Consider the following 23,939-nt stretch of genomic DNA (forward strand, 5'->3'; position numbering starts at 1 on the left):
GCCCTGGGTTTCCTCGTGGGTTGCAGTGGCTTTTTCTACAGTTGCGCCTTGGGCAGCCGGATCATCGCGACGCACAGGCCCGCCAGCACGATCGGCACCGCGAAGATCGCGAAGATGATCGGCAGGGATACCTTCTCGGCGAGCAGGAACCCGCCCAGCATCGGGCCGATGACGGCGCCGATGCGGCCGACACCCATCGCCCAGCCAAGGCCGGTGCTGCGCGCTTGGGCGGGGTAGAGGCTGGTCGCGAGCGGGTAGCAGCCGTTGAAGCCGCCCTGCACGAACACGCCGATGAGAAACGCCGTCAGCAGCGTTGCCGCCAGCGGCATCGCGGCCGAGCCGAACACCACCAGCGCGCCTGCCGCCAGCACCATGTAGCCGAGGATGAGACGGCGCAGGTCGACCCGCATGGCGACATAGCTCAGCGATGAAATGCCGACGAAGGCACCGATGTTGTAGATCGCGCCCGCATAGATCGCGTCCTTGGCCGGCAGCCCGGCCTCGACGGCGAGCTTGGGAATCCAGCTGATGACGAAATAGAGCGTCATGAAGCTGAGCGTGATCGCCAGCCACAGCAGCAGCGTGTTCGCCGCGCGGCCCTCGCCGAGCAGGCCGCTCAGCCCGATGCGCTTATCCTGGGCTTCGCTGCGGCGGGGCAGGTGCTCCAGAGGCGCGCGGCCGATCGCGACCAGCAGCCGATTGGCGCGCCGCAGCGCGCCGGCGGGCTGGCGGGTGACCAGGAAGTCGATCGATTCCGGCAGGAAGGCAAGGACCAGCGGGATCGAGAGCGTGCACAGCGCGGCGGCGCAGAGCAGCATCGTCTGCCAGCCATGCGCGTCGATATGCTGCGCGACGAGGAAGCCGGTCAGGGTCGCCCCGACGGGGTAGCCGGCCTGCAGGAAGCCGACCGCGAAAGTACGGTGGCGTGCCGGCGCATATTCGGCGGTCAGTGCCGCCATGCTGGCGAGCACGGTGCCGATGCCGATGCCGACGACGAAGCGCGAGGCCAGAAGCTCGGTCACCGATGTCGCGATTCCCGAGCCGAACATCGCCGCCGCCATCATCACGAGCGAGGCGAGGATCAGCTTGCGCCGGCCGAATCGGTCGGCAAGCGGCGCCACCAGCAGGCCGCCGGCTGCCATGCCGGCAAGGCTGGCGCTGAACACCACGCCCAGGTTCTCGGGGCTGATCCGCCAGTCCGCCGAGAGGGCCGGCGCGATGTAGGAAAGGATGAGGACGTCCATGCCGTCCAGCATGTTCAGGAGGAAGCAGATCGCCACCACCAGGACTTGCCGGGTGGACCAGCGGTCTTCGCCCAGTTCCGGGTTCGGCGCCGTCTGCGCGTTCGCCGGCTGTCCGTTCACCGTCACGTAAGGGCGTACGGAAACCGATCCGGCGGCGGAATAACTGGCCATGGTCGCGCCTTCTCCATCCTCTGTGCGGCGCTTGCTGCGCGCCTGTATCTGTCCGGGCCTCGGACGGCGTCAATCCGGCCGGTCCTTAGCGGATCATGACGTAACGGCAACGGCTCACGAGGGGCCAGTGAGCGCAATGATGTTCGCCATGCCCTTATGTTATGGGTTGGGAAAGGGGTGTCGGACGCGGCAGTGCCGTGAGAATGTTGCGCGCGATCTCCTCGAACGTCTCGCCCACCAGGGTTCGGGCGGTATCGAGGTTGCGGCTTATGTAGACCGGAAGCGTGCCCGGGGTCTCGAATTCCAGGAAGCGGACGGTCTCGGCATGGGGCTGCATCGCCGTGAAGCTGTCCACCAGGGCGACACCCATCCCGTTGGCGACGAAGGCCACGGCGGTCTCGGCAAAGCGTACGTAAGTGGCCACCTCCAGATCCTCGCCGACATCTTCGTACATGCGCGCGATGATCTGCCCATGCGGCGTCTCGCGGCGGAAGGACTGGATGCGCTCCCCCTGAATGTCGCCCAGCGTGATGCGCGCGCGATCCGCCAGACGGTGCCCCGCCGGTACGGCGCAGACCATGCGGCCGTTGCCGATGCGGCTGGACAGCACGTTGGGATGATCGACCGGAAACACGGTCAGCGCGTAGTCGCCGCGCTGGAGGGCGAGCCAGTCGACCGCCTGCTCGACGGACAGAATGTCGAACTGGATCGTGACCTCGGGGTAATTGCCCGTCAGGCGCGCGAGCATCTGCGGCACCACCGAGTGTCCGAGCGAGGGCGAGGCACCGACGCGAAAGGTGCGGTCGACGCCCTTGGCCAGTCTCTGCACGACATATTCGAGGTCGCTGAACCCCTTGAAGACGTGCTCGACTTCCCGAAACAGCGCCTGCGCCTCCGGCGTGGGCAGCAATCGGCCCCGCGTGCGGTCGAACAGGCGGAAGCGCAGCTTGTCTTCCATGTGGCCGATCATGCGGCTCAGCCCCGGCTGCGAGGTGCCGAGCACCCGCGCCGCGCCGCTCACCGTCTTGGTGACCATGACGGCGTGAAATATCTCGATCTGGCGGATCGTCAGCATGATCCCGATTACCGGATGCGCGGGGGGCGCGGCAATAGGCATGCGGGCCAGCGAGGCCGAGCGCGGCGCGCGTTGTCATGGCAGGCCAGGTTCACACGCCCCTCTCTCGCGATTTTATCCGCACGGACGAAAAATGCGGCGAGGCCACTTCCCATCCTCATGTGTACCAGTTAGTACATAGCCATGCCGACCACAAGATCGGACGATGACACTTGCGGAGAATGAATATGCCTTTGATGCAGCGACGGCAGGCTCTTGTCCTTGGAGCCGCGGCGGGGATGCTGCCTGCCATGACCGCATCCGCCGTGGGCGCGGTCGCCCCGCCGTCCACCCCTGGCCCCGCCCGTTCGATCCGTATCCGCGACGTCGAGATCGGCGCCGGGCGGACCAGGACGATCGTGTCGCTGATCGAATCGACGCCCGATGCGGTGCTGTCCCGCGCGCGCCTTCTGGGCAGCATGCGCGAAGTGGACGTGGTGGAATATCGCCTCGATTTCCTCGACCGCGCGCTGGACCCGCAGGCGGTCGCCGCGACGATCCGTCCGGTCGCCGAAGCGATCAAGGGCAAGCCGCTGGTCGTCACCTTCCGGACCAAGGCGGAAGGCGGCCAGAAAGCGATCACGCCCGAGGAGTACGCCGCCGTCTATCGCGCGGTGCTGGATGGCGGGGCGGCGGATCTCCTCGACGTCGAAGCGGCGCTGCTGGCCCATCCGGTCGTCGCGCAAGTCAAGGCGGACGCCCAGGCGAAGGGGTGCCGGGTGATCCTGTCGCACCACGATTTCGCGGCCACCCCCTCGGTCGAGATGCTGGTCGGCCTGTTGCGCCGGCAGCAGGCGCTGGGGGCCGACATCTGCAAGGTGGCGGTGATGCCGCATGATGCCGGCGACCTGCTGCGCCTGCTCGAAGCGACCTGGATCATGCGACGCGATCATGCGGATCGGCCGCTGGTGACGATGGCGATGGGCGGGATCGGTGCGGTATCGCGGTTGGCGGGCGAAGCCTTCGGGTCCGCGCTGAGCTTCGGCGCGCTGGGCGATCCTTCCGCGCCGGGGCAGATCGAGGTCGCACGGCTGCACGCCACCCTGGCCATCGTGCATGACGCCATCGCCGGGTGACCCGGATGGCGAACCTTCAGGGATTGCAGATCAGGTAGGCGAAAACCAGCGTCAGCACTTCGAGGCCGACGGAGCAGATCAAGACGGTCCGGGTACGGTTCGATGTGTCCATGGCCTGCTCCGGTCCTCGGGTGGAACGGGCTCTCGCCCGTCCCGCCCATGCATTGCGGTGTCGTTCAGCTCAGCCCCAGCATCCCGCGCAGGCGCGAGAGATCCTCGGCGAGGATGTTGACCTTGCCGGCGAGCAGCTTGCGGTCGCGGTCGGTGAGCCTGAGGTAGGATGCAAAGCCGCCGCCCGGCAGGCGATACTTCGCGAGGGTGTCGAACACGGCCTTGAAGTTGGCCTCCGTCCTGGCGGCGAAGCCGGGATCGCGTTTGGCGACAAGCGGGCGAAGCAGCGTCACGATCTTGTAGGCGCCTTCGAAGTTCGCCTGGAAGTCGTAGAGGTCGGTGCGGCTGTAGCGGTTCTCTTCGCCCGAGATCTTGGTGGCGGCGACTTCCTCCATCAGCACGGCGGCACCCCCCACGACTTTGGCCGGCGGGAAGGTCAGCTTGAGCAGGCGGGCTTGGAGGGCCAGCACGTCGGCCATCAGCTTGTCGGCCACCCGGTTGACACCCTTGGTGCTCTTCTCCACCCACAGCGCGTATTCGATGCGATGGAAGCCGCCGAAGCGGGGATCCTTTTCCGCCTTCTCGTGATCGTCGGCGCGCGAATCGATCGCGGCATCGAGATCGCTGAAAAGCTCCGCGACCGGCTCGATCTTTTCATAGCTGGTGCGGGTGGGGGCATAGAGTTTTTGCGCCAGCGCGATGTTGCCCGCCTTCACCGCCGCCGTGAAGGCGCGGGTGTCGGCCACGAACTTGCGCACGTTCTCGTTCACGTAGAGCTTGTACTGCGCGACCGGGCCGACAAGCTGCAGCGGCGAGGGGCGGGCCTGTGCGAAAGCGGTTTCGGCGACGAGGGGCACCGATGCGAAAGGCGCCGCCGCGATCATGCCCAGCAGGCTGCGGCGCGAGGATTGGAACATGGTCATCTCCCGTGGAATGGATGGAAAGTCAGGTGCGCCGGGCGGCGGCGATCAGTGATCGGCCGATCCAGTCGGCATCGTCCCGGATGCCGGGCAGGGTGAAGAAGAAGCCGCCGCCGATCGGCTTGATGTATTCTTCCAGCGGCTCGCCATCGAGGCGCTTCTGGACGGTGATGAAGCCTGCCTCCAGGTTGGCCTGGTAGCAGATGAACAGCAGGCCCATTTCGAGCTGGCCGGACTTGGTCACGCCGTTGGAATAGTTGAATGGGCGGCGCAGGATGAGATTGGCCTCGCTTGCCGCGTCGCGCGGATTGGCCAGGCGGATGTGCGCGTCCATCGGCGTGCGGGTGCCGGCGGGATCGCGGGTATAGTCGGGGACGTCGTGCTCGGTGCCGGCGCCGTCTAGGGGGGCGCCGGTGGTCTTGAGGCGGCCCATGATCGCTTCCTGTTCGCCCAGCGGGGTACGGTCCCAGCGCTCCACGAAATTGCGGATGATGCGGACGGCCTGATAGGTGCCGCCGGTCGCCCAGTCCGGCTCTCCGGCGCCGGGGTTCACCCATACGATGCGGTCCATGAGCGCGGCGTCGTTGGAATTGGGGTTGGCCGACCCGTCCCGGAAGCCGAGGAAATTGCGGGCGCTTTCCTCCGGCTGGCCCGGCACCGAGGGGATCGGGGGAACGGTGCCTTCCTACTTCCAGTGCAGCACGAGCAGGTCGGAGGTGTTCTTGATGATGTCGCGCAGCGCGTGGATGTTGGTGTCGGGCGTGTTCGCGCAGAACTGGATCGACAGGTCGCCATGGCACAGCGCCGCGTCCAGCGCGTCGTTGGCATGCGCCTGCATCTGCTGGAGATGCACGGGCCTGAGCGCGGACAGCCCCAGTTCGTCGTTGAACAGCGATGCGCCGAGCGAGACCGTCACCGTCAGGGCATCGGGCTGGACCACCGGCCCCAGTATGCCCGATCCGGCCGGCGGCATCAGCGGGTCGTCGTCCCGCTGCAGGCCGCCGAGGGTGAGGAAGCCGATGCGCGCCGTCAGGATGCGGAACAGGCGCTCCAGATCGTCGATTGTCTCGGCGAGAACGTAGAAGCTGGCGATCATCCCCGCGCTCGGCCGGGGCGTGGTGACACCCGCCTGATGGATGCCCCGGGATGCTACGCGATCCTGCGTATGCGTGCTGCGGGGCGCATCCGCGACATTGGCGTCGCCTGCCGCGCCGTCTGCCGCAGCGACGGTGCCTGCGCGGGCCAGCGCCGAGGCAGGCGCGGCCGCCAGCAGACCGAGCCCGCCACCCAGAAGTTCGCGGCGCGACGGCGAGGGCAGTCGCAGTTTCATGCCAGCCCCAGCGCGGCATTCGCCTTCGCGGAGTCCGCGGCGATCCTTGCGAGGAGCCCCGCCACTGCGCGTCGCCGCGCGTCATCGAGCTTCACCGCGCGCATGGTCTCGCCGGAGCGCAGAGGGGCCAGCGCCTTGTCGAAGGCCGCGAGGTCCGCCTTGAACGCCTTGTCCAGCGCGGGGTCCGCCCTGGCCAGCAGCGGGGACAGCAGTTCTGCGGCCTTGCTGCCGCTTTCGTAAAGCGCCTGAAGGTCCGCCGGGCTATCCTCTCCCGAAGCCGGCCGGGCGGCGGCGAGCGATTCCGAAACGCGGCGGAACTGCTTTTCGGCAAAACCCGCGAGATGTTCGGGCTTCAGCTCGATCGTCGCCAGTCGTTCCTTCAGCGTCGCGATGTCGGCAAGCAGCTTGTCGCCGATCGGCCCCAGCGTCCGGGCATCGTCGCCGGCGGCAAGGCCGTACTCGATCCGGCGCAGGCCCTGGAAAGCGGGATCGGCCGCCTTCTTCTCGTAATAGTCGGCGCGGGCGTTGAGCCGTGCCTCAAGGTCGCCGAAGACCTGCGCGGTCGCCTCGATCCGCATGTAGCTCTGGTGGGCCGCGGGATAAAGACGCCGCGCCTCGTCGAGATGCCCGGCCTTGAGCGCGGCGACCAGTGCCCGGGCGGCAGTGTCGAGCGTCTCGGCCTCGGTCAGCAGGTAGACCTGGTATTCGGCCAGCGGCCCCACATAGGCCTCTATCGACGGCCGGGCGGCCTCGGCATCGGATTGTGCCGACGGTGTCACATGGAGCTTGCCGCGCGGGTTGTTGAGCAGGCCGCAAGTGATGTCGTAGTCGCCGGGAAGCAGCTTGACGGTCATCGTCTGGCGCAGACCCGGGGCGATGTTCTCACGCTCGTCGATCACCATGACGCCGTCCAGGATTTCCCATTCCAGCGCGCGGTCCGTCTCGTTGACGATGGTGAAGGTCGTCCTTCCGGCGGGCACGGTGATCTCGGAAGGATCGCAGGCCTTGCCGCGAATGGTCACCGTGACGGCGTTTGCCGCGCCCGGCCGGGGGCCTTTGGCCGCGCGGTTGGACGCGTACCAGAAGGCGATGGCGCCCAGCAGTACGAGCAGTGCCGAGCCGATCAGCGCCGCGCGCATCGGCAGGGAGGAAGCAGGCCTGGTCATCGATTGGCTCCGGCGGGAGAGAGTGAGGGCGCCGCGGCAGGGCGGAAGAACCAGAACAGGCTCACCACCAGGAACACGACATAGACGATGACTTCGCCGACGACGGGCACCGCCTGATAGCCCAGCAGCCCGGCCAGCACGGCGCCGACGGGGCCGTCCATGGGCAACGCCTCGCTCAGGTCGACGACGACGCCCTGCAGGCCGTTCCAGATGCCGGCCTCGTGGAACTTGCGCAGCACGCCGGCCAGCAGGCCCGCCGCGACGAGCAGGATGAACACGCCGGTAAAGCGGAAGAAGCGCCGCAGATCGAGCCGGATGCCGCCCTTGTGAAGGGCGATGCCGACGACGACCGAGACGGCGATTCCGGCCAGCGCCCCTACGGGCGCTTCCCAGCCCTGGCTCTGCTGGAAGATCGCCAGCAGGAAGAACACCGATTCCAGGCCCTCCCGCGCCACGGCGAGGAAGACCATGCCGATCAGTGCCCAGGCGGGACCGCTTTCCCGCGCGAGGGCCCGATCGAGCGAGGCATGAAGCTCGCCTTTGATCGAGCGCGCGGCGCGGCGCATCCAGAAGACCATGGAGGTGAGCATCACGACGGCCACGAGGCCGACGATGCCTTCGAACAGTTCCTGCTGCTTCTGCGGGAACTCCGCGGCGACCATCTGCAAGGCGGCTCCCGCGAACAGGGACAGGGCGCTGGCGAGCAGCACGCCGACCCAGACCGCCGGCATCATGTCCCTGCGCCGGGCGTGGTGGAGGTAGCTGGAGACGATGCCGACGATCAGCGCGGCCTCGATACCTTCGCGGACCATGACCAGGAACGGGACGAGCATTGCATATCCTTGGCGACGAAACTGAGTCCGTGCCGCGATACATGCTAATGAATCGCAAATGCAATTAATTTTCCGGGTTCGGTCGTATTTGGATCGCGTTACCGCAGTTCCCGCCTGTCCGGGGTACGCGGATCGCATCCTGAAGCGTGGCCACTGAACCCTGCCGGCGGTTCGGTCAGGCGGGCACCGGGCAGTGCGCGGTGCCGTGCAACGGCCTCCATCGGGTACGCCAGGCTCTGCGCCCGGCGTACCCGATGGCCCGGGTCAGGGCTTGGCCGCCGCCGTCGGCGCCGGGTCGGGCAGCGCGACGCCCTTCTGCGCCGCGTAGCGATCCCAGTCCGCCACCAGTTCGGCCAGCTTGTCGGCATGGCTGGCCGCCAGGTCGGTGCTCTCGGCCGGGTCGGTCGCCAGGTTGAAGAGCTGCCAGGTGCCTTCGCCGACGCCGTCGCGCGGGCGGAGATCGAGATCCATTCGGCGAGGTAACCCCCGGTGGCGAAGGTCTTGCGGCCGTTGAGGCGCCAGATGCCCTGGTCGTCCAGCGTCAGGCGGGTGCCGCCGCCCTTGCCCTTGCCTTTCCCTTCCGCCAGCGCGTTGCCGAAGCGCTTGCCGCCGAAGATGTCCGCCACCAGCCGGGCGCGGAAGGAATCGTCGGGGCGCGAGAAGACGCCCCGGATCATCACGTTGTGGATCTGCAGGATCTGCCCGACCCCGCCGTCCGCCGCCGAGATGATCCGCACCGTCTCCACCACCGTCTCGATCGAGGCGCCGAGGCCGCCGAACTCGCGGGGCACGTAGATGCTGGTCACGCCCGAGACGGAGAGGATTTCCGCAGCCTCATGCGGCACCCGGTCGTTCAGCGAGGCATCGCGGGCGAGCACGGCGATCTGCGCTGCGGCTGCATGCGCGGCGGCGATGGCTTCGGCCTCGGACGCGAGGCGGGGGGGAGTGATGGTCATCCCTTGTGGCTCCGGTCAGGCGGTCTGGAGGGCGGGAGCGCTGGCCTTCGCAGCCGCTTCCTCGCGGCGGCGCACTTCCTCGCGCACGGCGGGGATGATGTAGCGGCCGTAATCGACGGCGTCGTAAAGCGGCTCGTAGCCGCGATTGAGGAAGGTGGTGACGCCGATGTCGTAGTAGTCGAGCAATGCCTCCACGATCTGGTCGGGGGTGCCGACGAGCGAGGTGGAATCGTGCGTCGCACCGACGGCGGTGGCGGTGCCGAACCACAGGCACTTGTCATGGCGGTCGCCACGTTCGGCAGCGGCGAGGAGGCGCTTGGTGCCGGTGCCCTGGACGCCGTGGAACAGCGGGTTGGGCGCGGCGTTGCGGCGGTTGCTGGCGAGCTTCTCGGCGATTTCGTGCGCCTTTTCCCACGCCTGCGCCTCGGTCTTGCCGATGATGAGGCGGGCCGAGAGGCTGACGCGCGGCGTGGGCTTGCCGATCGCGGCGGCGGCCGCCTTCAGCTTGCCGATCTGTTCCTTCACGTCGGACAGAGGCTCGGCCCAAAGCGCATAGAGATCGCAGTGCCGCGCGGCGACATGATAGGCCGCGTCCGACGATCCACCGAACGAGACCGGCGGATGCGGCTGCTGATACGGCTTGAAGGGCGAATAGACGTTGCGCAGCTGATAGTACTTGCCGTCATGGTCGAACGGCGCGTCCGAGGTCCAGGCCTGGCGCAGCACGTCGAGGTATTCGCTGGTGCGCGCGTAGCGTTCGTCCTTGTCGGTCAGGAAATCGCCGAGGCCCGGTTCGGCGGTGATGCCGGTGATGGCATGGACGCGGATGCGGCCCTTCGTTACGTGATCCAGCGCGGCGAGCGCCTTGGCGCCGTGCAGCGGCGAGAGCGGGCCGGGCCGGAACGGGATCATGAAGCCGAGCCGTTCGGTGACCGAGGCGGCGAACCCGGTGGCGACGATCGATTCGCCGCCAGCCAGCATGAGCACCCGGTCGAAACCGGCATTCTCGTGCACCCGTGCCAGATCACGCAGGAAGTCGAGGCCGCCGCCTGCCGACGTTCAATTTGAATCAGGCCGGGTGCTCAAAACCGAACACGCAGGGGAAGGCCGAGAGGCCGGTTGCCCTCCGATCGAGAAGCGATGAATGGTCGCTTGACAGATATTCTCAATCAAATAACTTGAGAAGCTTGGAGGTCGCCGTCCCTTGCGAACGCGCTCGGTTCGTCGATCGAAAATATGCGAAAGGAAGCTAGGATGAGCCAGTCCCGGAATGATTTCCATGTTTTCCGCCGTGGTCTCGAATGGGCGGTCACGCTGCATGGAGTCGCGGTCGATGTCTTCGCCAGCCAGAAGGCAGCCCTCAATCGTGCGATCGATGCCGCGCACCAGATCGGCATGCAGGGGCGCGATGCCAAGGTTCTGCTGGTCGACGGCGATGCCGCACCTCGGCTGCAGTGGGCCTTCGGACACCACCCCTATCCGCCGACGGCCTGATCGCCGAACCGGCAGGCCCTGCACGTCGGCACCGTCGGAGGCTGACGCGGCCGCATGGCGGTTGCCGTGCGCGGTGGCGGATCGGTCGAATTGGAATGATCCGGATCACTGTCCAGATCCAAATGGCCGGCAAGGCCTTACTATCATCTGCCTCCCTTTTACAGGCAGGAGGTGCGGGCGACCGCCGCGCCAGTTGAATGACCGGCCGGCGACGCGCGTGCGATTGCGATCGGTCCCCTCCAGGATGCCTGGGGCGTTGCGCTATCCCGCGCCCTGGGGCATGCCCTTAGATGTAGATCCGAAAAAGCACATCTAGGCGGCTGCATGTGATACCTTCGAATGCCGTTTCGACTGTTGCCCGGCGTCTCCCGGTGCTGCTTGTCACGGCCGTCACGTATTTTGCCGGCTCGTCGCTGGCGTTGCACCTGACGAGGTTCGACGGGGGTATCGCCATCGTCTGGATCGCCGGAGCCATCCTGTTCTCGGCCCTTTGCGCCAGCCCCAGGCGACGGTGGAGCCAGTTGGTGCTGGCTTGCATTCCGGCGGCGATCATGGCCTCGTTCCTGTTCGGCATGCGCGGACCGGTCTCGCTGGCCCTGCCGCTGATCTGCGTGGGCGAGGCCTATGCTGCGGCATGGTGGCTCAAGCGGGCCTATCCACGCTTCGGTCGCTTCCAGTCGGTTCCCGAGGTCGCATGGTTCATATTCATCGGGGGTGTCGCGGTCCCGATGCTCACGGCCCTGCTCGCGGCCGCTTGCGCTGTCGCCGGCCGGGGAATTCCCTTCTGGGACGGCTGGCGTGACTGGTATGCCGGGCATGCCCTCGGGCTCGTCGCCTTTGCTCCGCCGCTGCTGCTCACCCTGCGCGGCCAGACTTATCGCTGGATCGGAAGCGCCCGCCGATCGAGGCAGTTCGAGGCGATCGGCCTGCTGACGCTGACCGTCATCGGTTCGCTGGCCGCGTTCGGCCAGAACACCGTGCCGCTCGTCGTGCTGCCGCTGCTGCCGATGATCGCCGCGACCCTGCGCTTCGGTCGGTTCGGTGCGGTGGCCTCTATCCTGATTCTGATCGTGGTAGGATTGTCCTGCTCGCTTGCCGGGAGCGGGCCGACGACCCTCCTGAAGGGCAGCATGAGCCTCAAGCTGCAGGTACTGCAAGTCTACTTCGCGTCGGTCGTGCTCGTCCTCCTGCCGCTTGCGGCCGAGTTGCGCGCCCGCAGGAGGCTGGTTGAGAGATTGCGCGCCGCCGAAGCCTTGCACAGGCTCGTCCTCGATCGAACCAGCGACATCATCATGCGGCTCGGCCCGGACGGTACGCTGCGATATGTGTCGCCCTCGATCGAGCATGCCTGGGGGTATCGACCGGAGGAGTTGACGGGCAAGGTCTTGTTCCGTCTCATTTCGCCCGATGATCTTCCTGCGGTGCTCGAAGCGCGTCAAAGCGCCCTGCTCAACCCGGACGCGACGATGATCGCCGAGTACAGGGCGATCCGGAACGATGGCACGACGCTGTGGATGGAAACGCACATGCGGGCGACGATCGACGAAAGCGGCAAGGTCACCGGCACGGTGAGCATCGTCCGCGAAGTGACCGGTCGGCGCCAGTTGATCGAAGACCTTACGCGGCAGTCGCTCACCGACTCGCTCACCGGGCTGCACAACCGAAGATCGTTCGATGCGACGCTGGAGGCGCTGCTGTCCTCTTCCGTCACCGAAGGGCCGCTGGGATGCGTCGCGCTTTTCGACCTCGATCATTTCAAGACGATCAACGATCGTTTCGGCCATGCGGCAGGTGATGAAGTGCTCGTCCATTTCGGAGATCTGCTGCGACAGTCTGTCCGTGAGAGCGATCTTGTCGCCCGCATCGGCGGGGAAGAGTTCGGCGCCGTGCTCGGTGGTATCGAACTGGCGACCGCCCAGCGGATCTGTGAACGGATACGCGTCAGATTGGAGCAATCCAGCGTGGATACATCCGGTGCGCCCATACGGACGACGGTGAGTGTCGGCCTTTGCCTGCTGTCTTCCGGCCAGAGCCGTGCCGATGCCTTGAAGGCCGCGGACGCAGCGCTCTATCAGGCAAAGCGAGACGGCAGAAACCGATCATCGGTCGCCGCCTGACCAGGGCGCCGGTCGATTTCACGAAGGACGCACGGCCGGCAAGGCCGATCGGGCTCGCCTCGGTGAATATTACCGATTCCGGCGGGCAAGAACCGCAGGGTAGCCGCCATCTCCGATCGGGATTTTCCAATGCGGTGCGAATGGCAAAAAATCTAATGTAATCGCATTCTTCAAAAGTAAAAATTCAGATTAAATACTTAGGTTTAGGCCACTATTATTTTTCTTCAAAGAAAAGGCTAGCACTTCTCCAGTTGAACGAATCTGCGGGGATTTGAAGGTGTTCGCGTCTCAAATGACGATGCGTGGACATGACTTTTCGGAACGACCGCCAGTCGTTCCATCTGCAGTCACACAGAGAAGGGGCGAATTGGATGCCAATCCGGAACATGCGCGCGGCCAAGCTCGGTCGAAATCCTCAACGCGACACCGCGCCTATGGCACTTCCCGCCTGTAACTCGCGTCTGACCTTGCGTCGTGCAAGATCGGCGCTGCTGGCCGCCGCAGCCGCCAGCGTCGCGATCAGTGCCTCCATGGCGAGCGCCCATACGGACGCGCTTGGCTATCTCGTCTCCGATGGTTCGGCGGACGGCCTGTTCAATGTCCAGATCGTCTACGGCAGCTGGCACGACGGGATCGTCGCGGCGGAAGGAGCGGTGCAGTTGAACCGCGCCGACAGTTCGGTGGTCGGCACGCAGGTCTTCTCGATCCTGCTGAGCAACGTTCCCGACGGTTCGCTTCCCGCAGGTCTGACGGCGGGCCAGAACTTCTTTTACGTCAGCGCGGACGGCAATTCGCTGGTGGCGACCGACTCCGCGAACAACGGCGTCTACAACTTCCAGGCGGCAACCTTCAGCGACATCACGGCCGGCACTTATACTTTTGCCTACGCCAGCACGAGCGGCCTGAGCCAGGTCTGGACTCCGGCCGGAAATGCGATCTCGTCCGGCACTTTCACGGTGACTTCCAGCGGCGGCGTCACCGTGCCGGGCCAAGCCAACGACATCGACACCGCGAATCCGAACTATGGATCGAGCAACCTCGGTTCTTCGGTGAACCCGACTTTCGCGGGAGGCACGCTGCTGATCGACGAGGCCGGCGAGACGTACTCGAACGACTTCGTGCTCGACGATACGCCCACGAACACGATCGACATGAACGGCAACACGACGGTGCTGTCCGGCACCTTTTCGGACACCGAGGCGGGCGCTGCGGGTGTCATCACTTATGCGGATTCCGGTGAGGGCGGGCAGGTCACGCTCACCGGCGCCAGCACATATACCGGAACCACCACGCTCAATTCCGGCACGCTGGTACTTTCCGGAGACGCGACTCTCGGCGCGGACAGCGCCTCGACCTTGGTGAACGGCGGTACGCTCGACCTTGGCGGGACCGGGCAGGTGCAAGCTTCGGTGATGCAGGCCGGGGGGACAATCGCGAACGGAGACTTCGCGGTGGGGACGTATACTCTGACGGGGGGCACACTGGCCGGTAACGCCGTCATCGATGCCGAGGGCTCGATCGATGTGCAGGCAGGTACGGTCGATGGAGCGCTCACCGGGGCGGCGGGGCTCGCCAAGACCGGCGGGGGCACCGTCACGCTGGCAGGGGCCAACGGCTACACCGGCGGCACCGTCGTCGATGCCGGTACGCTGGCGTTGAGCGGCTCCGGCACCCTGGGATCAAGTGCGGGGACGACGACCGTCAATGGCGGCACGCTCGACCTTGGCGGCACCAGCCAGGCGCAGGCGTCACTGAATCAGACCGGCGGATTCGTCCAGAACGGTACATTCTCGGTGGACACTTACTCCCTGACGGGGGGCACTCTTGCTGCCGATGCGATCATCGATGCCGATGATACGTTCGACGTGCAGGTGGGCCGCGTCAACGGCATACTCACAGGAACGGCCGGGCTCATCAAGACCGGCACCGGCGGTGTCGAACTGAGCGGCGCCAACAGCTACACGGGCAATACCGTCATCGAGGACGGGACGCTGGCGCTGAGCGGTGCCGGCACTCTCGGATCCGCAGAAGGTACGACGACCATCAACCGCGGAACGTTGGACCTCGGCGGCACCAGCCAGACGCAGGCATCGCTTACTCAAGGCATCGCGACCGTTCAGAACGGGACGCTGACCCTCGGTAGCTACACGATGTTCAGCGGCACTCTTTCAAGTACCGTGATCGCCGATGTGAGCGAGACCATCGACGTGCGGGCGGGGATGGTCGATGGCGTGCTCACCGGCACCGCCGGGCTGAGCAAATCCGGAAGCGCACAAGTGACGCTTACCGCCGCCAACAGTTATACCGGTGGCACGGTCGTCAATGAGGGCGTGTTGGCACTGACCGGCAACGGCAGCATCGTCTCGTCCCTGGTGGTCGACGCGCCGGGGACATTCGACTTCAGCGCCGCGAACGGAGATCGTACGCTCACGACCGCCATGGGCGCGGGCGTCATCGAACTGGGAAGCAATACGCTGACGCTTACACAGGCGAGCGGCGCGTTCGCCGGATCGATCAACGGTACGGGAGGGCTGATACTGACCGCATCGCAGGGCTATGCGCTGAATGGTCCCAGCACCTATTCCGGCGGCACCGCGCTGCTTGCCGGCACCCTGTCCCTGGGTGACGACAATGCTCTCGGCACCGGGACGCTGGCGATGAGCGAGTTCACCACGATTGATCTGACCGGGAACGGGATGACGATCGGCAATGCCATCACCGTAAGCGGCGACCCGACGATCAACGTGGCCACCGGCGTCACCGCGACCGTCGCCGGCACGATTTCCGACGGCACCGAGCCGGGCGATATCGTCAAGACCGGCGGCGGCACGCTGATCTTCACCGGAAACAACACGTATTCGGCGGGAACGACTGTCTCGGGCGGCACGCTGCAACTGGGCGACGGCGGGACCAGCGGGGCGATTCTCGGCGACGTCCTCAACAACGCGACCCTGGCCTTCGATCGTTCCGATGCGGTAGTTTTCTCCGGCACGATCTCTGGATCCGGCGTCGTCACGCAGGCCGGAACCGGCACGACGACGCTCTCCGGGGTGAACACGTATTCGGGCGGAACCACGATCTCGGGCGGCCGGCTGGCGGGTTCGGCGACGAGCTTCGGAAGCGGCGCGATCCTCGACAATGCCGCGCTGGTGTTGAACCAGGCGACCGACGCGATCTTCGCGAATGCGATCGATGGTACCGGAACTCTTACCAAGCTGGGCGCGGGCGTTCTTACGCTGACCGGAACGAGCGGCTTGTCGGGCGTGACCGGCGTGGCGCAGGGTGAACTGTCCGTCATCGGATCGCTGGCCTCGTCACGGGTGGTGCTCGCCAGCGGCACGCGGCTTTCCGGCACGGGCACGGTCGGCGGTATCACCGCTGCGGCTGGATCCACCATTGCTCCCGGAGGTGCGGCCGTCGGCACGCTGACCGTCAATGGCGACGTCGCGCAGCAGGCGGATGCGACTTACGCCGTGCAGGTGACCGCCGGAAGCACGCTGTCCGACCGGATCGCGGCTTCGGGCGCCGCGACTATCGACAGCGGCGCCATTCTGGCGGTGACCAAGACCAACACGGGAACACGCTATGGGCTTGGCACGCGCTATACGGTGCTGACGGCGGCAGATGGAGTGACCGGCACTTATACGTTGACCGGCGATACGGCGGTGTCGGCCTTTTACGATCTCGTGATCGATTACGACGCCAGCAAAGTCTATCTCGACGTTGCGCAGACGAGCAGTTTCGTTTCGGCAGCGATCACGCCGAACGAACGCAGCGTTGCCGGTGCGCTGGACGCACTCGATGCGACCGTCGGCTTGCGCGATGCCTTGGGCTATCTCCAGAGCTTCGAGGAGGCACGTATCGCGTTCGGCCAGTTGTCCGGCGAAATCCATTCCTCCGCCAAGAGCGCGTTGGTTCAGGACAGCCAGTATTTGCGCGATGCGGTCTCGTCGCGGCTGCGTTCCGGGGGCGATGGCGAGGCGGCTGGAAAACCGGGCCTGTCCATCTGGGGCAATGGCTATGGCTCGTGGGGCTCCCTGGCCGGAAACGGTAATGCCGGCGTCCTGCATCGGTCGGCGCGAGGCCTTCTGGCCGGTGCTGACGTACCCCTCGGTGCAACCGCCAGGATCGGCGTGCTGGCGGGATACAGCCGTTCGAAGTTCCATACGGCGCAGCACCGCGATTCCGGCGATAGCGATAATTACCATGTCGGCATCTATGCCGGGCACGATGTCGGCCCGCTGATCCTGCAGGTTGGTGCGGCCTATACCTGGCATAAGCTCGGCTTCGACCGTTCGGTCGGGTTCACCGGATTCAGTGATGCGCTGACGTCGAAGTATGACGGCCATACGGCGCAGGCCTTCGGTGAAGTGGGCTATCGCATCGCTGTCAACAGCGGCTACTTCGAGCCGTTCGCGCAAGTCAGCTATGTGCGCCTTCATACCGATGCCTTCGCCGAAAACGGCGGCGATGCAGCACTGGTGGGTCGGTCCAGGAATACCGAGGTGACCTTCTCGACATTGGGTCTGCGCGGCAATCTGGACGTGGCGAAACAAGGCGCACTGCGGCTGTTCTGGTCGACCGGCTGGCGGCATGCCTTCGGCAACCGGACGCCTTTCACGGACTTGCGCTTTGGTGCCGGTACGCAGGTCTTCGGGATCGCGGGCGCGCCGATCGCCGTGAACGCGGCCGCATTGCAGGCCGGGATCGAAGCGACGATGGGTTCCGGTGTCAGCCTCAGCGCATCCTATTCCGGCCAGACGGGGCGAAACGTGCAGGACCACGGCGTGAAAGGCAACCTGACGTGGCGCTTCTGACGATGGCCGAAGGCTTTGCGCATGAAGATTGAAGTCGGGAACATGTTACGCTTGGCCCGCGTCGTCGCGGGCTTGGCTGCCGCGGTTATGGGTACTGTCGCCGCCACCGCAGCCGATGGCCCCTCTCCGGCGCTGCGTGAGCGTTTCGGAGATTGGGGCGTCACCTGCGTAACGGTGGAGAAGGGCACGAAATGTTCGATCCTCCAGCAGCAGGCTGCCAGAGCCGCGCCTGGCCAAGCGCTCCAGCGCACGATCGCGATCGAACTCCTGCCCGTCCCGTATGGGGCGGTCGGCACGCTGTTGACCCCGTTCGGTGTCGACCTGGCGAAGGGTGTGACGCTGCGGCTTGGCAAGGCGGGGCCGCCACTGCCTTTCAAGACGTGCCTGCCTACCGGATGCCTGGTCCCGCTGCAGTTCGGCAAAGACGCGGTCGAAGCGCTGCGGCACCAGCCCGTGCTGCATGTCCTGTTCGAGACCGCCGGGGATGGACAGACAATCGACGTGCCGATCTCGCTTGGCGGGCTGGGGCAAGCGCTGGATCGGGCCAAGGCGATAGAAACTGGGGATGGGGCCGGATCATGAACCCGTTAGGCGCCGGGAAGAGTGCCATGGGCATCCGGCCGAGCGCTTGCTCAGGTCTCGGCGGAAATCGCGTGGATCGGCAGCAGCGCCGCGCCCAGCGTGATCGGGGATCCGCGCAAACTGGAGACGCGAACCGGCGGTCCACGCTCACCCACCGTCGCGACCAGGTCCGCCTCGAGCAGGCGCGTGCAGAGTCCCTGGAGGACGTCGTGCGGCACCGCGCCGGCCAGAACGATCGCACCGGGGTCCAGCCATGTGAACGCGGTGTTGGCCACGACTTCCAACTGGCGGGCGGCGCGGTCCATCCATCGCGCGATGATCGCATCCTGCGCAGGTGACGCGGGATCGATATCGCTGACGGACGAGACTTCGCAACCGCTGCCGCGCAGGGTGGATAGGAGGTCGAGTGGACTCGGGCGGGGGCGGTCGCCGGGAAACAGGCAGCCGACTTCACCGGCGACCCCGAACTGGCCGCGCACGAGCCGGCCATCGACGATGACCCCGGCGCCGATCCCGTAACCCAGCAGGATCACCACCACCGTCGAGAACTCGCGCAGCAGTCCGCCCATGTAGAACTCGGCGATCGCGGCGACGTTGGCGTCGTTCTCGATCCACAGCGGCCAGCCCAGTTCCGCGCTCAGGATTTCGCGCAAGGGCGTGCCGCGCCAGCCGGGCATGTCGTCGACAACGCTCCAACGGTCACCGTCGGGCGAGAGCGCCGGACCGGGCACTGCCACGCCGATGCCGAGCATCCGCTGCCCGAGCAGCCCGTGGCGATCGACGAGGTCATGCGTCAGGCGGCGCACGCGTTGGGCGAATTGCCGGGGATCGACTGGTGCGATCGTTTCGCGGTGGGTGCCGATGACAGCCCCGGCAAAGTCGACCAGGGCGATATCGAGCAGGCCCTTGTGCGCCGTGGCGCCAACGGCATAGCCCCCCTTCGCTGCAAGCCGAAGCGGGATCGCCGGCCGTCCGCGCCCTTGCGCGTTGCTTTCGGTCACTTCCTCGACAACGCCGAGCGAGAGCAGATCGCGCGAGATGCGGGTGAGGGCGGTGTTGCTCATCTCCAGCCGCTCGGCCAGCGCCGAGCGCGAAAGTGCGCCGCCCTTACGCAGTTCGTGCAGGATGCGCCGCTGGTCCTTGTCGAAACCGGGAGTAGCCATGCGCGGTTCGTAGAGTATTTATTTATTTTCACAACAATAATTAAAAACGTCACATTGCATGTCCAGAGCGCCCTCGTCGCCGCCTCCCGGGCGACCCGAATTTCATGAGGGGCCTTCATGCTCAAGACCGTTCTCGCCACCGGCGCGGCTTTCGTCGCGCTCGCCACCGCCTTCACCCCCGCCTATGCCGACGAGGCGCCCGCCGCCGCGAAGGACGCCAGCGGCGACGATATCATCGTCACCGGCTCGACCCGCGCGGAGCGCCGCTTCGACGTGTCCTATGCGGTCAACACGCTGTCGCAGGACGACGTCGAGAAGATCGCGCCGGTCAACCTGTCGGACCTCATCGGCCAGCTTCCCGGTTTCCAGACCGAGATCACCGGGGGCGAAGTGCAGAACATCTACCGCCTGCGCGGCCTGCCCAGCGACGGCAGCTTCGTGTCGTTCCAGCAGGACGGCATGACCCTGTTCCAGGAAAACGAAGGCTACTTCTGGCGCGGCGATTCGCTGATCCGCTATGACCTCATGACCGACCACATGGAGGTCGTGCGCGGCGGTCCGGCACCGATCTACTCCAGCAACTCTGGCGCCATCATCAACCAGATCACCGTTACCGGCAATGACACGCCGCGCGGCAAGGCGCAGGTCACGCTGGGTGACAGCGGACTCTACCGCGCCGATGCCTATCAGGCCGGCCCGATCAATTCGAACACCTACTACGCGATCGGGGGCTTCCTGCGGTACAACGACGGATACCGCGACAACGGCTTCCCGACCGACAAGGGCGGCCAGATCCGCGCCAACATCAAGCACGATCTGGACAACGGTTCGATCAAGTTCAGCGTCAACTACGTCAACGATCACAACGTCTTCTATCTGCCGATCCCGGTTTCCGATCCCACGGACCCCAGCGTCTCGCTGAACAAGTACATCAACTACTTCACCGGCACCCTGAACACGCCCGAACTGCGCAACGTCAACCTGCAGTACCGCGACGGCGCCGGGAACATCGTCTCGCGCAATAGCGACCTGTCGGACGGCCGCCATACCCAGATGCTCAACCTGGGGCTGCGTTATGACGCGAACTTCGGCGACTGGCTGATTTCCGCCAAGGCCGGCTATACACAAGGTAAGCTCGATTTCGCGGCGCTCTATTCCACGACCAATCCTTCCGACGGTGATACTTTCGCATCGAGCTACCTGAGTGCGGCGCAGACCGCCTTTGGCAGCAATGTCGCCTCGCTAGGCTACGTCTACGCCGGGACCAGCACGGCCTATGATCCCTATTCGGCGTCGGGCCTGGTGATGCAGGCGCAGTATCGCGATATCCATTCGAAGTACTATTCCGGCCAGGCCGACCTTTCGGCCGCCCGCACCTTCCACACCGGCCTTGGCGACCACGACCTCAAGCTTGGCCTCTACGGCAGTCTCTACGGCATGAGCCAGGACGTCATCTACCAGAACTACCTGATGGAGGTGTCCAGCAAGCCCAAGCTACTGGACCTGGTCGCCTATTCGGCCACCGGCGAAGTGCTGGGATCGGTCACCGACAACGGCGTGCTGAATTACACGACCACGCTGTCCAAGGGCGATTCCGACGCGAAGATGTGGGGTCTGTACGGCAACGACACCTGGACGGTGACGAGCGGCCTGAAGATCGACGGCGGCATCCGTTACGAGAAGTACTACTACGACGGTTGGGCGGCGCTGACCGAGCAGGTCGATCTGGGCGACGCGACGACGCTGGCCGACAACACCACGCGCGGCTTCACCGGAGCCACCGTGACCCGCCACTATGCGCCGGATTCGCTGAACTGGACGGCAGGGGTGAACTACGACCTCAGCGGCTCCTTCGGCCTCTATGGCCGCGCCTCGCACCTCGAACAGCCCTTCGGCATCAGCGCATCGATGTCGGCCAGCACGCCGACGACCATCACCACCAAGGTCAACCAGTTCGAACTGGGCCTCAAGATGCGTTCGGGCCGCTCGTATCTCTACGTGACCGGGTTCGTCTCGAACTTCGATCCGCTCAACGCCTCGTTCCTCGCCTATGACGAGGAGACCGGCCAGAACGACGTCACCGTGCCCTTCGTCGGCAAGGCGGTCATCAAGGGCATCGAGTTCGACGGGCACCTGGAGGCCGCGTTCCTGCCGGGCTTCACGATCGACGGCGCGTTGACCGTCAGCGATCCCAAGTACAAGGACTTCCAGAACTCCGACGGTGCCGATCCGGCGCTTGCCGAAGGCAACCAGATCGTGCGCGAGCCCAAGATCTACGGCAATATCCGGCCCGGCTATTCCTTTGCGGTCGGTGATAGCGACGTGTCCGTCTATGGTCGCTACACGTACATGGGCAAGCGCTACGTCGACGTCTACAACAACACCGCGCTGCCTGCATACGGCACCGTCGGTGCGGGCGTGACGGTGAAGCACGGCAGCTGGAACCTGCAGGTCGTCGGCGACAACCTGTTCAATGCGCATGGCCTGACCGAAGGCAATACCCGCACCGACTCGCTGGCCGGGCAGGGCAGCGCCGAGGCTATCTACGGGCGTCCGATCTATGGGCGCAACTTCCGCCTCGTCATCGGCAAGTCCTGGTAATGGGCAGGGCTTCGGCACGCATGGCGGTGCTCGCTGCGGCGCTTTCCTTCACGGCGGTCCCGGCTCATGCCGGGGCCGCAAGCCCTGCGATGCTTCCGGCGGCAGGAGACACCCTGGCCGAGAGCCTGTCGCGGCGGTTGTTCCCGCTGCTGGATGCGCTGGGCCGCAATCCCGCGCTGATGAACACGCTGCAGGCCCGCCCCGAAGTCGCCGCCATGCTGCGCGCCCGGTCCGACCGGCGCGTGGCCTGTGGCGGCGACCTGGGCTGCGTGGCGCAGGCGATGCTCTGGAGCGACGGCGAGGCGCAGGCGCTGGCCGCTGCCTTGTCGGCCATCGCGCCGGCTCCTGTGCCGGATGACGGACCCGCCGCACAGGCCGCGCGCGAGATCGCGGGCGTCAACGCCATCGTGCGCACTTACGGCCTCGGGCAGGTGCCCCCTTATCCGCAGATCGACGGCGCAGGCATGATCGATCCGCAGGAGATCCGCTCGCGCCTGCAGGCGGCCACATGGCTTTCGCAGACTTTGCGCGCGCATTCCCTGCAGGCGCTGGACCCCAGCGTGGAGTTCGCGCTGGCGCTGCTCGACGGCAGTGACCGCACGGACGCGGTCGGCTACGAGCCGCTGGCGGGCGGCCTCAACGCGCCCGCGACGAAGCGTGCGAAGGGCCTCGACTGGGCGCGCTACCGATATAGCGCGCTGATCGTCACCGGGGTGGGGCCGGAAGTGGAGGGGATGCCGCTCAGTCCCTTCGGCAAGTACCACCTGCGCCTGGCCGCGCAGCGTTTCGCGGCTGGAGAGGCGCCGTTCATCATCGTTACCGGCGGCCGGGCCCATCCGCGCGCCACGCGTTTCGCAGAGGCCGAGGAAATGCGCCGGGCTCTGATCGACCGCTACGGCATCCCGCCCGAAGCCATCGTTATCGAGCCCTATGCGCGCCACACCACCACCAACTTGCGCAATGCCACGCGCCTTCTCATGGCCATGGGGGCGCCGCTGGACAAGGAGGCGCTCATCGTCTGCAATCCGGGCCAGAGCGCCGCGATCGAGAGCCCGGACTTCGTGGCCCGCAACCAGCGCGAGCTGGGCTACCAGCCGGGCAAGACCGGCAAGCGGATATCACCCACGGAACTCGAATTCCTCCCCTCGCCGCAGTCGGCCAGGGTGGACCCGCGCGATCCCCTCGATCCATAATGCCCTTTCCCCGCCAAGGGGTGGAAAGCTGGAGTTTCCCATGCGCCATATCGTCTTCGCCGCCGTCGCCGCGCTGAGCCTCACCCCTGCCGCCGCGATGGCCTGGGGTGGTACCGCCCACACGGTCATCGACCGCGCCGCGATCGAGGCCATTCCCGCGGACGGCCCGGTCTTCCTGCGCAAGTACGAGGACTATATCGGTGCGTCCTCGCTGCTGCCCGATTCATGGCGGGGCAACTCGGAGAATTTCTCCAAGATCGAGGAAGACCCCAACCACGGCTGGTTCCGCGAACAGTTCGCGTTCCTGAAGCCCATTCCCCGGTCGCGCTACGAGTTCGTCATCGCGCTTTACAAGCGCTACGAGCAGATCAGGGACAGCGATCCCGAAACCGCCGCGCGTACCAACGTGCGCTGGACCGGTACGCTGCCTTATGCCGCGATCGAGGCCTATGACCGCATCGTCGTGTGCATGCGCCGCATCCGCGCGGCGAAGGCGCAAGGGCAGGACGCTTCGGTGGCCGAGCAGAACTGCGCCTTCGATGTCATCCGCCTCGGCCATTATATCGGCGACGGCGCCAACCCGATGCACGATTCGGTCAGCAGCGACGGCTGGCGCGGGCCTAACCCGCACGGCTATACCACCGATCGCACCGTTCATGGCCGCTTCGAGAGCCGCTTCGTCGATGGCATGAAGCTGACCGTCGCCGACATCGCCCCGCGCATCGGCAAGCCCGGCCATACCTCCGGCGACATGTTCGACGCCGTGCTCGCTTACCTCGATGCCTCGGGCGACAAGGTGGGCGAGGTGTTCGAACTGGAGAAGCGCGATGGCTTTTCGAACTTCGCCGACACGAAAGTGCGAGAGATGATCTACGAGCGCACCGCTGCGGGGGCATCGATGCTGCGTGACATGCTCTGCCGTGCCTGGACGGAGAGCGCGGCGCCGCCGGCGGTCGTGGATCCCTCGCCGATCGACTTCGCCAATCCCCGTTTCAACCCGGAGACCGGTTCGGCGCCGGACTGACCGGCTGCCTGCCGGGCCCGGCGATCG

The 23,939-nt window shown here is 66.0% G+C and carries 17 protein-coding genes and 1 pseudogene; 8 read left to right on the forward strand and 10 right to left on the reverse strand.

Going from position 1 to position 23,939, the window contains the following annotated elements:
- Nucleotides 1-35: 35 nt before the first annotated feature.
- The gene (locus tag V2S85_RS15015) at nt 36-1,415 is read right to left on the reverse strand and encodes an MFS transporter (protein ID WP_330703653.1); all 1,380 of its coding nucleotides are present in this window, start codon (nt 1,413-1,415) and stop codon (nt 36-38) included.
- A gap of 154 nt (nt 1,416-1,569) precedes the next feature.
- Nucleotides 1,570-2,532, reverse strand: coding sequence for a LysR family transcriptional regulator (locus tag V2S85_RS15020; RefSeq protein ID WP_330703654.1), 963 nt, complete (start codon nt 2,530-2,532; stop codon nt 1,570-1,572).
- 248 nt (nt 2,533-2,780) lie between these two features.
- Here V2S85_RS15020 and aroD point away from each other — a divergent pair, with 248 nt between their 5' ends.
- Nucleotides 2,781-3,605: a type I 3-dehydroquinate dehydratase gene (aroD, locus tag V2S85_RS15025; protein ID WP_330703655.1), complete on the forward strand. Its 825-nt coding sequence runs from the start codon at nt 2,781-2,783 to the stop codon at nt 3,603-3,605.
- Nucleotides 3,606-3,781: 176 nt separating this feature from the next.
- On the opposite strand, the gene efeO (V2S85_RS15030) is transcribed toward aroD, so the two are convergent.
- From efeO (V2S85_RS15030) to V2S85_RS15060, 7 genes and pseudogenes are all read right to left on the reverse strand, one after another.
- Nucleotides 3,782-4,633 (reverse strand): iron uptake system protein EfeO, encoded by an 852-nt coding sequence (gene efeO / locus V2S85_RS15030; protein WP_330703656.1) that lies wholly within the window; start codon nt 4,631-4,633, stop codon nt 3,782-3,784.
- A 28-nt stretch (nt 4,634-4,661) separates the two neighbouring features.
- The gene (locus V2S85_RS15035) at nt 4,662-5,294 is read right to left on the reverse strand and encodes a Dyp-type peroxidase (RefSeq protein ID WP_330703657.1); all 633 of its coding nucleotides are present in this window, start codon (nt 5,292-5,294) and stop codon (nt 4,662-4,664) included.
- Nucleotides 5,295-5,321: 27 nt separating this feature from the next.
- Nucleotides 5,322-5,966 carry a Dyp-type peroxidase domain-containing protein gene (locus V2S85_RS15040; protein ID WP_330703658.1) on the reverse strand — a complete coding sequence of 215 codons (645 nt, stop codon included), beginning with the start codon at nt 5,964-5,966 and terminating at the stop codon, nt 5,322-5,324.
- Nucleotides 5,963-7,132 carry an iron uptake system protein EfeO gene (efeO, locus tag V2S85_RS15045; protein ID WP_330703659.1) on the reverse strand — a complete coding sequence of 390 codons (1,170 nt, stop codon included), beginning with the start codon at nt 7,130-7,132 and terminating at the stop codon, nt 5,963-5,965. Before efeO (V2S85_RS15045) ends, V2S85_RS15040 begins: the two co-directional genes overlap by 4 nt.
- Nucleotides 7,129-7,965 (reverse strand): iron uptake transporter permease EfeU, encoded by an 837-nt coding sequence (gene efeU / locus V2S85_RS15050; protein WP_330703660.1) that lies wholly within the window; start codon nt 7,963-7,965, stop codon nt 7,129-7,131. The genes efeO (V2S85_RS15045) and efeU overlap by 4 nt, the downstream gene beginning before the upstream one ends.
- A gap of 98 nt (nt 7,966-8,063) precedes the next feature.
- Complete coding sequence (locus tag V2S85_RS15055; RefSeq protein WP_330703661.1) at nt 8,064-8,921, reverse strand: acyl-CoA dehydrogenase family protein; 858 nt, start codon at nt 8,919-8,921, stop codon at nt 8,064-8,066.
- Between the two features lie 15 nt (nt 8,922-8,936).
- Nucleotides 8,937-9,959 (reverse strand): annotated as a pseudogene (locus V2S85_RS15060) (LLM class flavin-dependent oxidoreductase); the annotation flags it as partial.
- A 216-nt stretch (nt 9,960-10,175) separates the two neighbouring features.
- Between V2S85_RS15060 and V2S85_RS15065 the strand changes: the two are divergent.
- The 4 genes from V2S85_RS15065 to V2S85_RS15080 all read left to right on the forward strand — a co-directional run bounded on the left by V2S85_RS15065 (nt 10,176) and on the right by V2S85_RS15080 (nt 17,931).
- Nucleotides 10,176-10,415, forward strand: coding sequence for a hypothetical protein (locus V2S85_RS15065; protein WP_330703662.1), 240 nt, complete (start codon nt 10,176-10,178; stop codon nt 10,413-10,415).
- A gap of 371 nt (nt 10,416-10,786) precedes the next feature.
- A complete protein-coding gene (locus tag V2S85_RS15070; RefSeq protein WP_330703663.1) occupies nt 10,787-12,532 on the forward strand; it encodes a diguanylate cyclase in 1,746 nt (581 codons plus the stop codon).
- 467 nt (nt 12,533-12,999) lie between these two features.
- Complete coding sequence (locus tag V2S85_RS15075; RefSeq protein ID WP_330703664.1) at nt 13,000-17,349, forward strand: autotransporter domain-containing protein; 4,350 nt, start codon at nt 13,000-13,002, stop codon at nt 17,347-17,349.
- A gap of 21 nt (nt 17,350-17,370) precedes the next feature.
- Complete coding sequence (locus V2S85_RS15080; RefSeq protein WP_330703665.1) at nt 17,371-17,931, forward strand: invasion associated locus B family protein; 561 nt, start codon at nt 17,371-17,373, stop codon at nt 17,929-17,931.
- 50 nt (nt 17,932-17,981) lie between these two features.
- On the opposite strand, the gene V2S85_RS15085 is transcribed toward V2S85_RS15080, so the two are convergent.
- The gene (locus V2S85_RS15085) at nt 17,982-19,094 is read right to left on the reverse strand and encodes an ROK family transcriptional regulator (protein ID WP_330703666.1); all 1,113 of its coding nucleotides are present in this window, start codon (nt 19,092-19,094) and stop codon (nt 17,982-17,984) included.
- 117 nt (nt 19,095-19,211) lie between these two features.
- Here V2S85_RS15085 and V2S85_RS15090 point away from each other — a divergent pair, with 117 nt between their 5' ends.
- The 3 genes from V2S85_RS15090 to V2S85_RS15100 are packed head-to-tail and all read left to right on the forward strand — an operon-like array spanning nt 19,212 to nt 23,912.
- Nucleotides 19,212-21,695: a TonB-dependent receptor gene (locus V2S85_RS15090; protein ID WP_330703667.1), complete on the forward strand. Its 2,484-nt coding sequence runs from the start codon at nt 19,212-19,214 to the stop codon at nt 21,693-21,695.
- 20 nt (nt 21,696-21,715) lie between these two features.
- Nucleotides 21,716-22,888, forward strand: a complete 1,173-nt coding sequence (locus V2S85_RS15095) for a YdcF family protein (RefSeq protein ID WP_330703668.1) — start codon at nt 21,716-21,718, stop codon at nt 22,886-22,888.
- 40 nt (nt 22,889-22,928) lie between these two features.
- The gene (locus tag V2S85_RS15100; protein ID WP_330703669.1) at nt 22,929-23,912 is read left to right on the forward strand and encodes a nuclease; all 984 of its coding nucleotides are present in this window, start codon (nt 22,929-22,931) and stop codon (nt 23,910-23,912) included.
- The last annotated feature ends 27 nt before the right edge of the window (nt 23,913-23,939 follow it).

This window comes from Novosphingobium resinovorum (assembly GCF_036352595.1).
GTDB lineage: Bacteria > Pseudomonadota > Alphaproteobacteria > Sphingomonadales > Sphingomonadaceae > Novosphingobium > Novosphingobium resinovorum_B.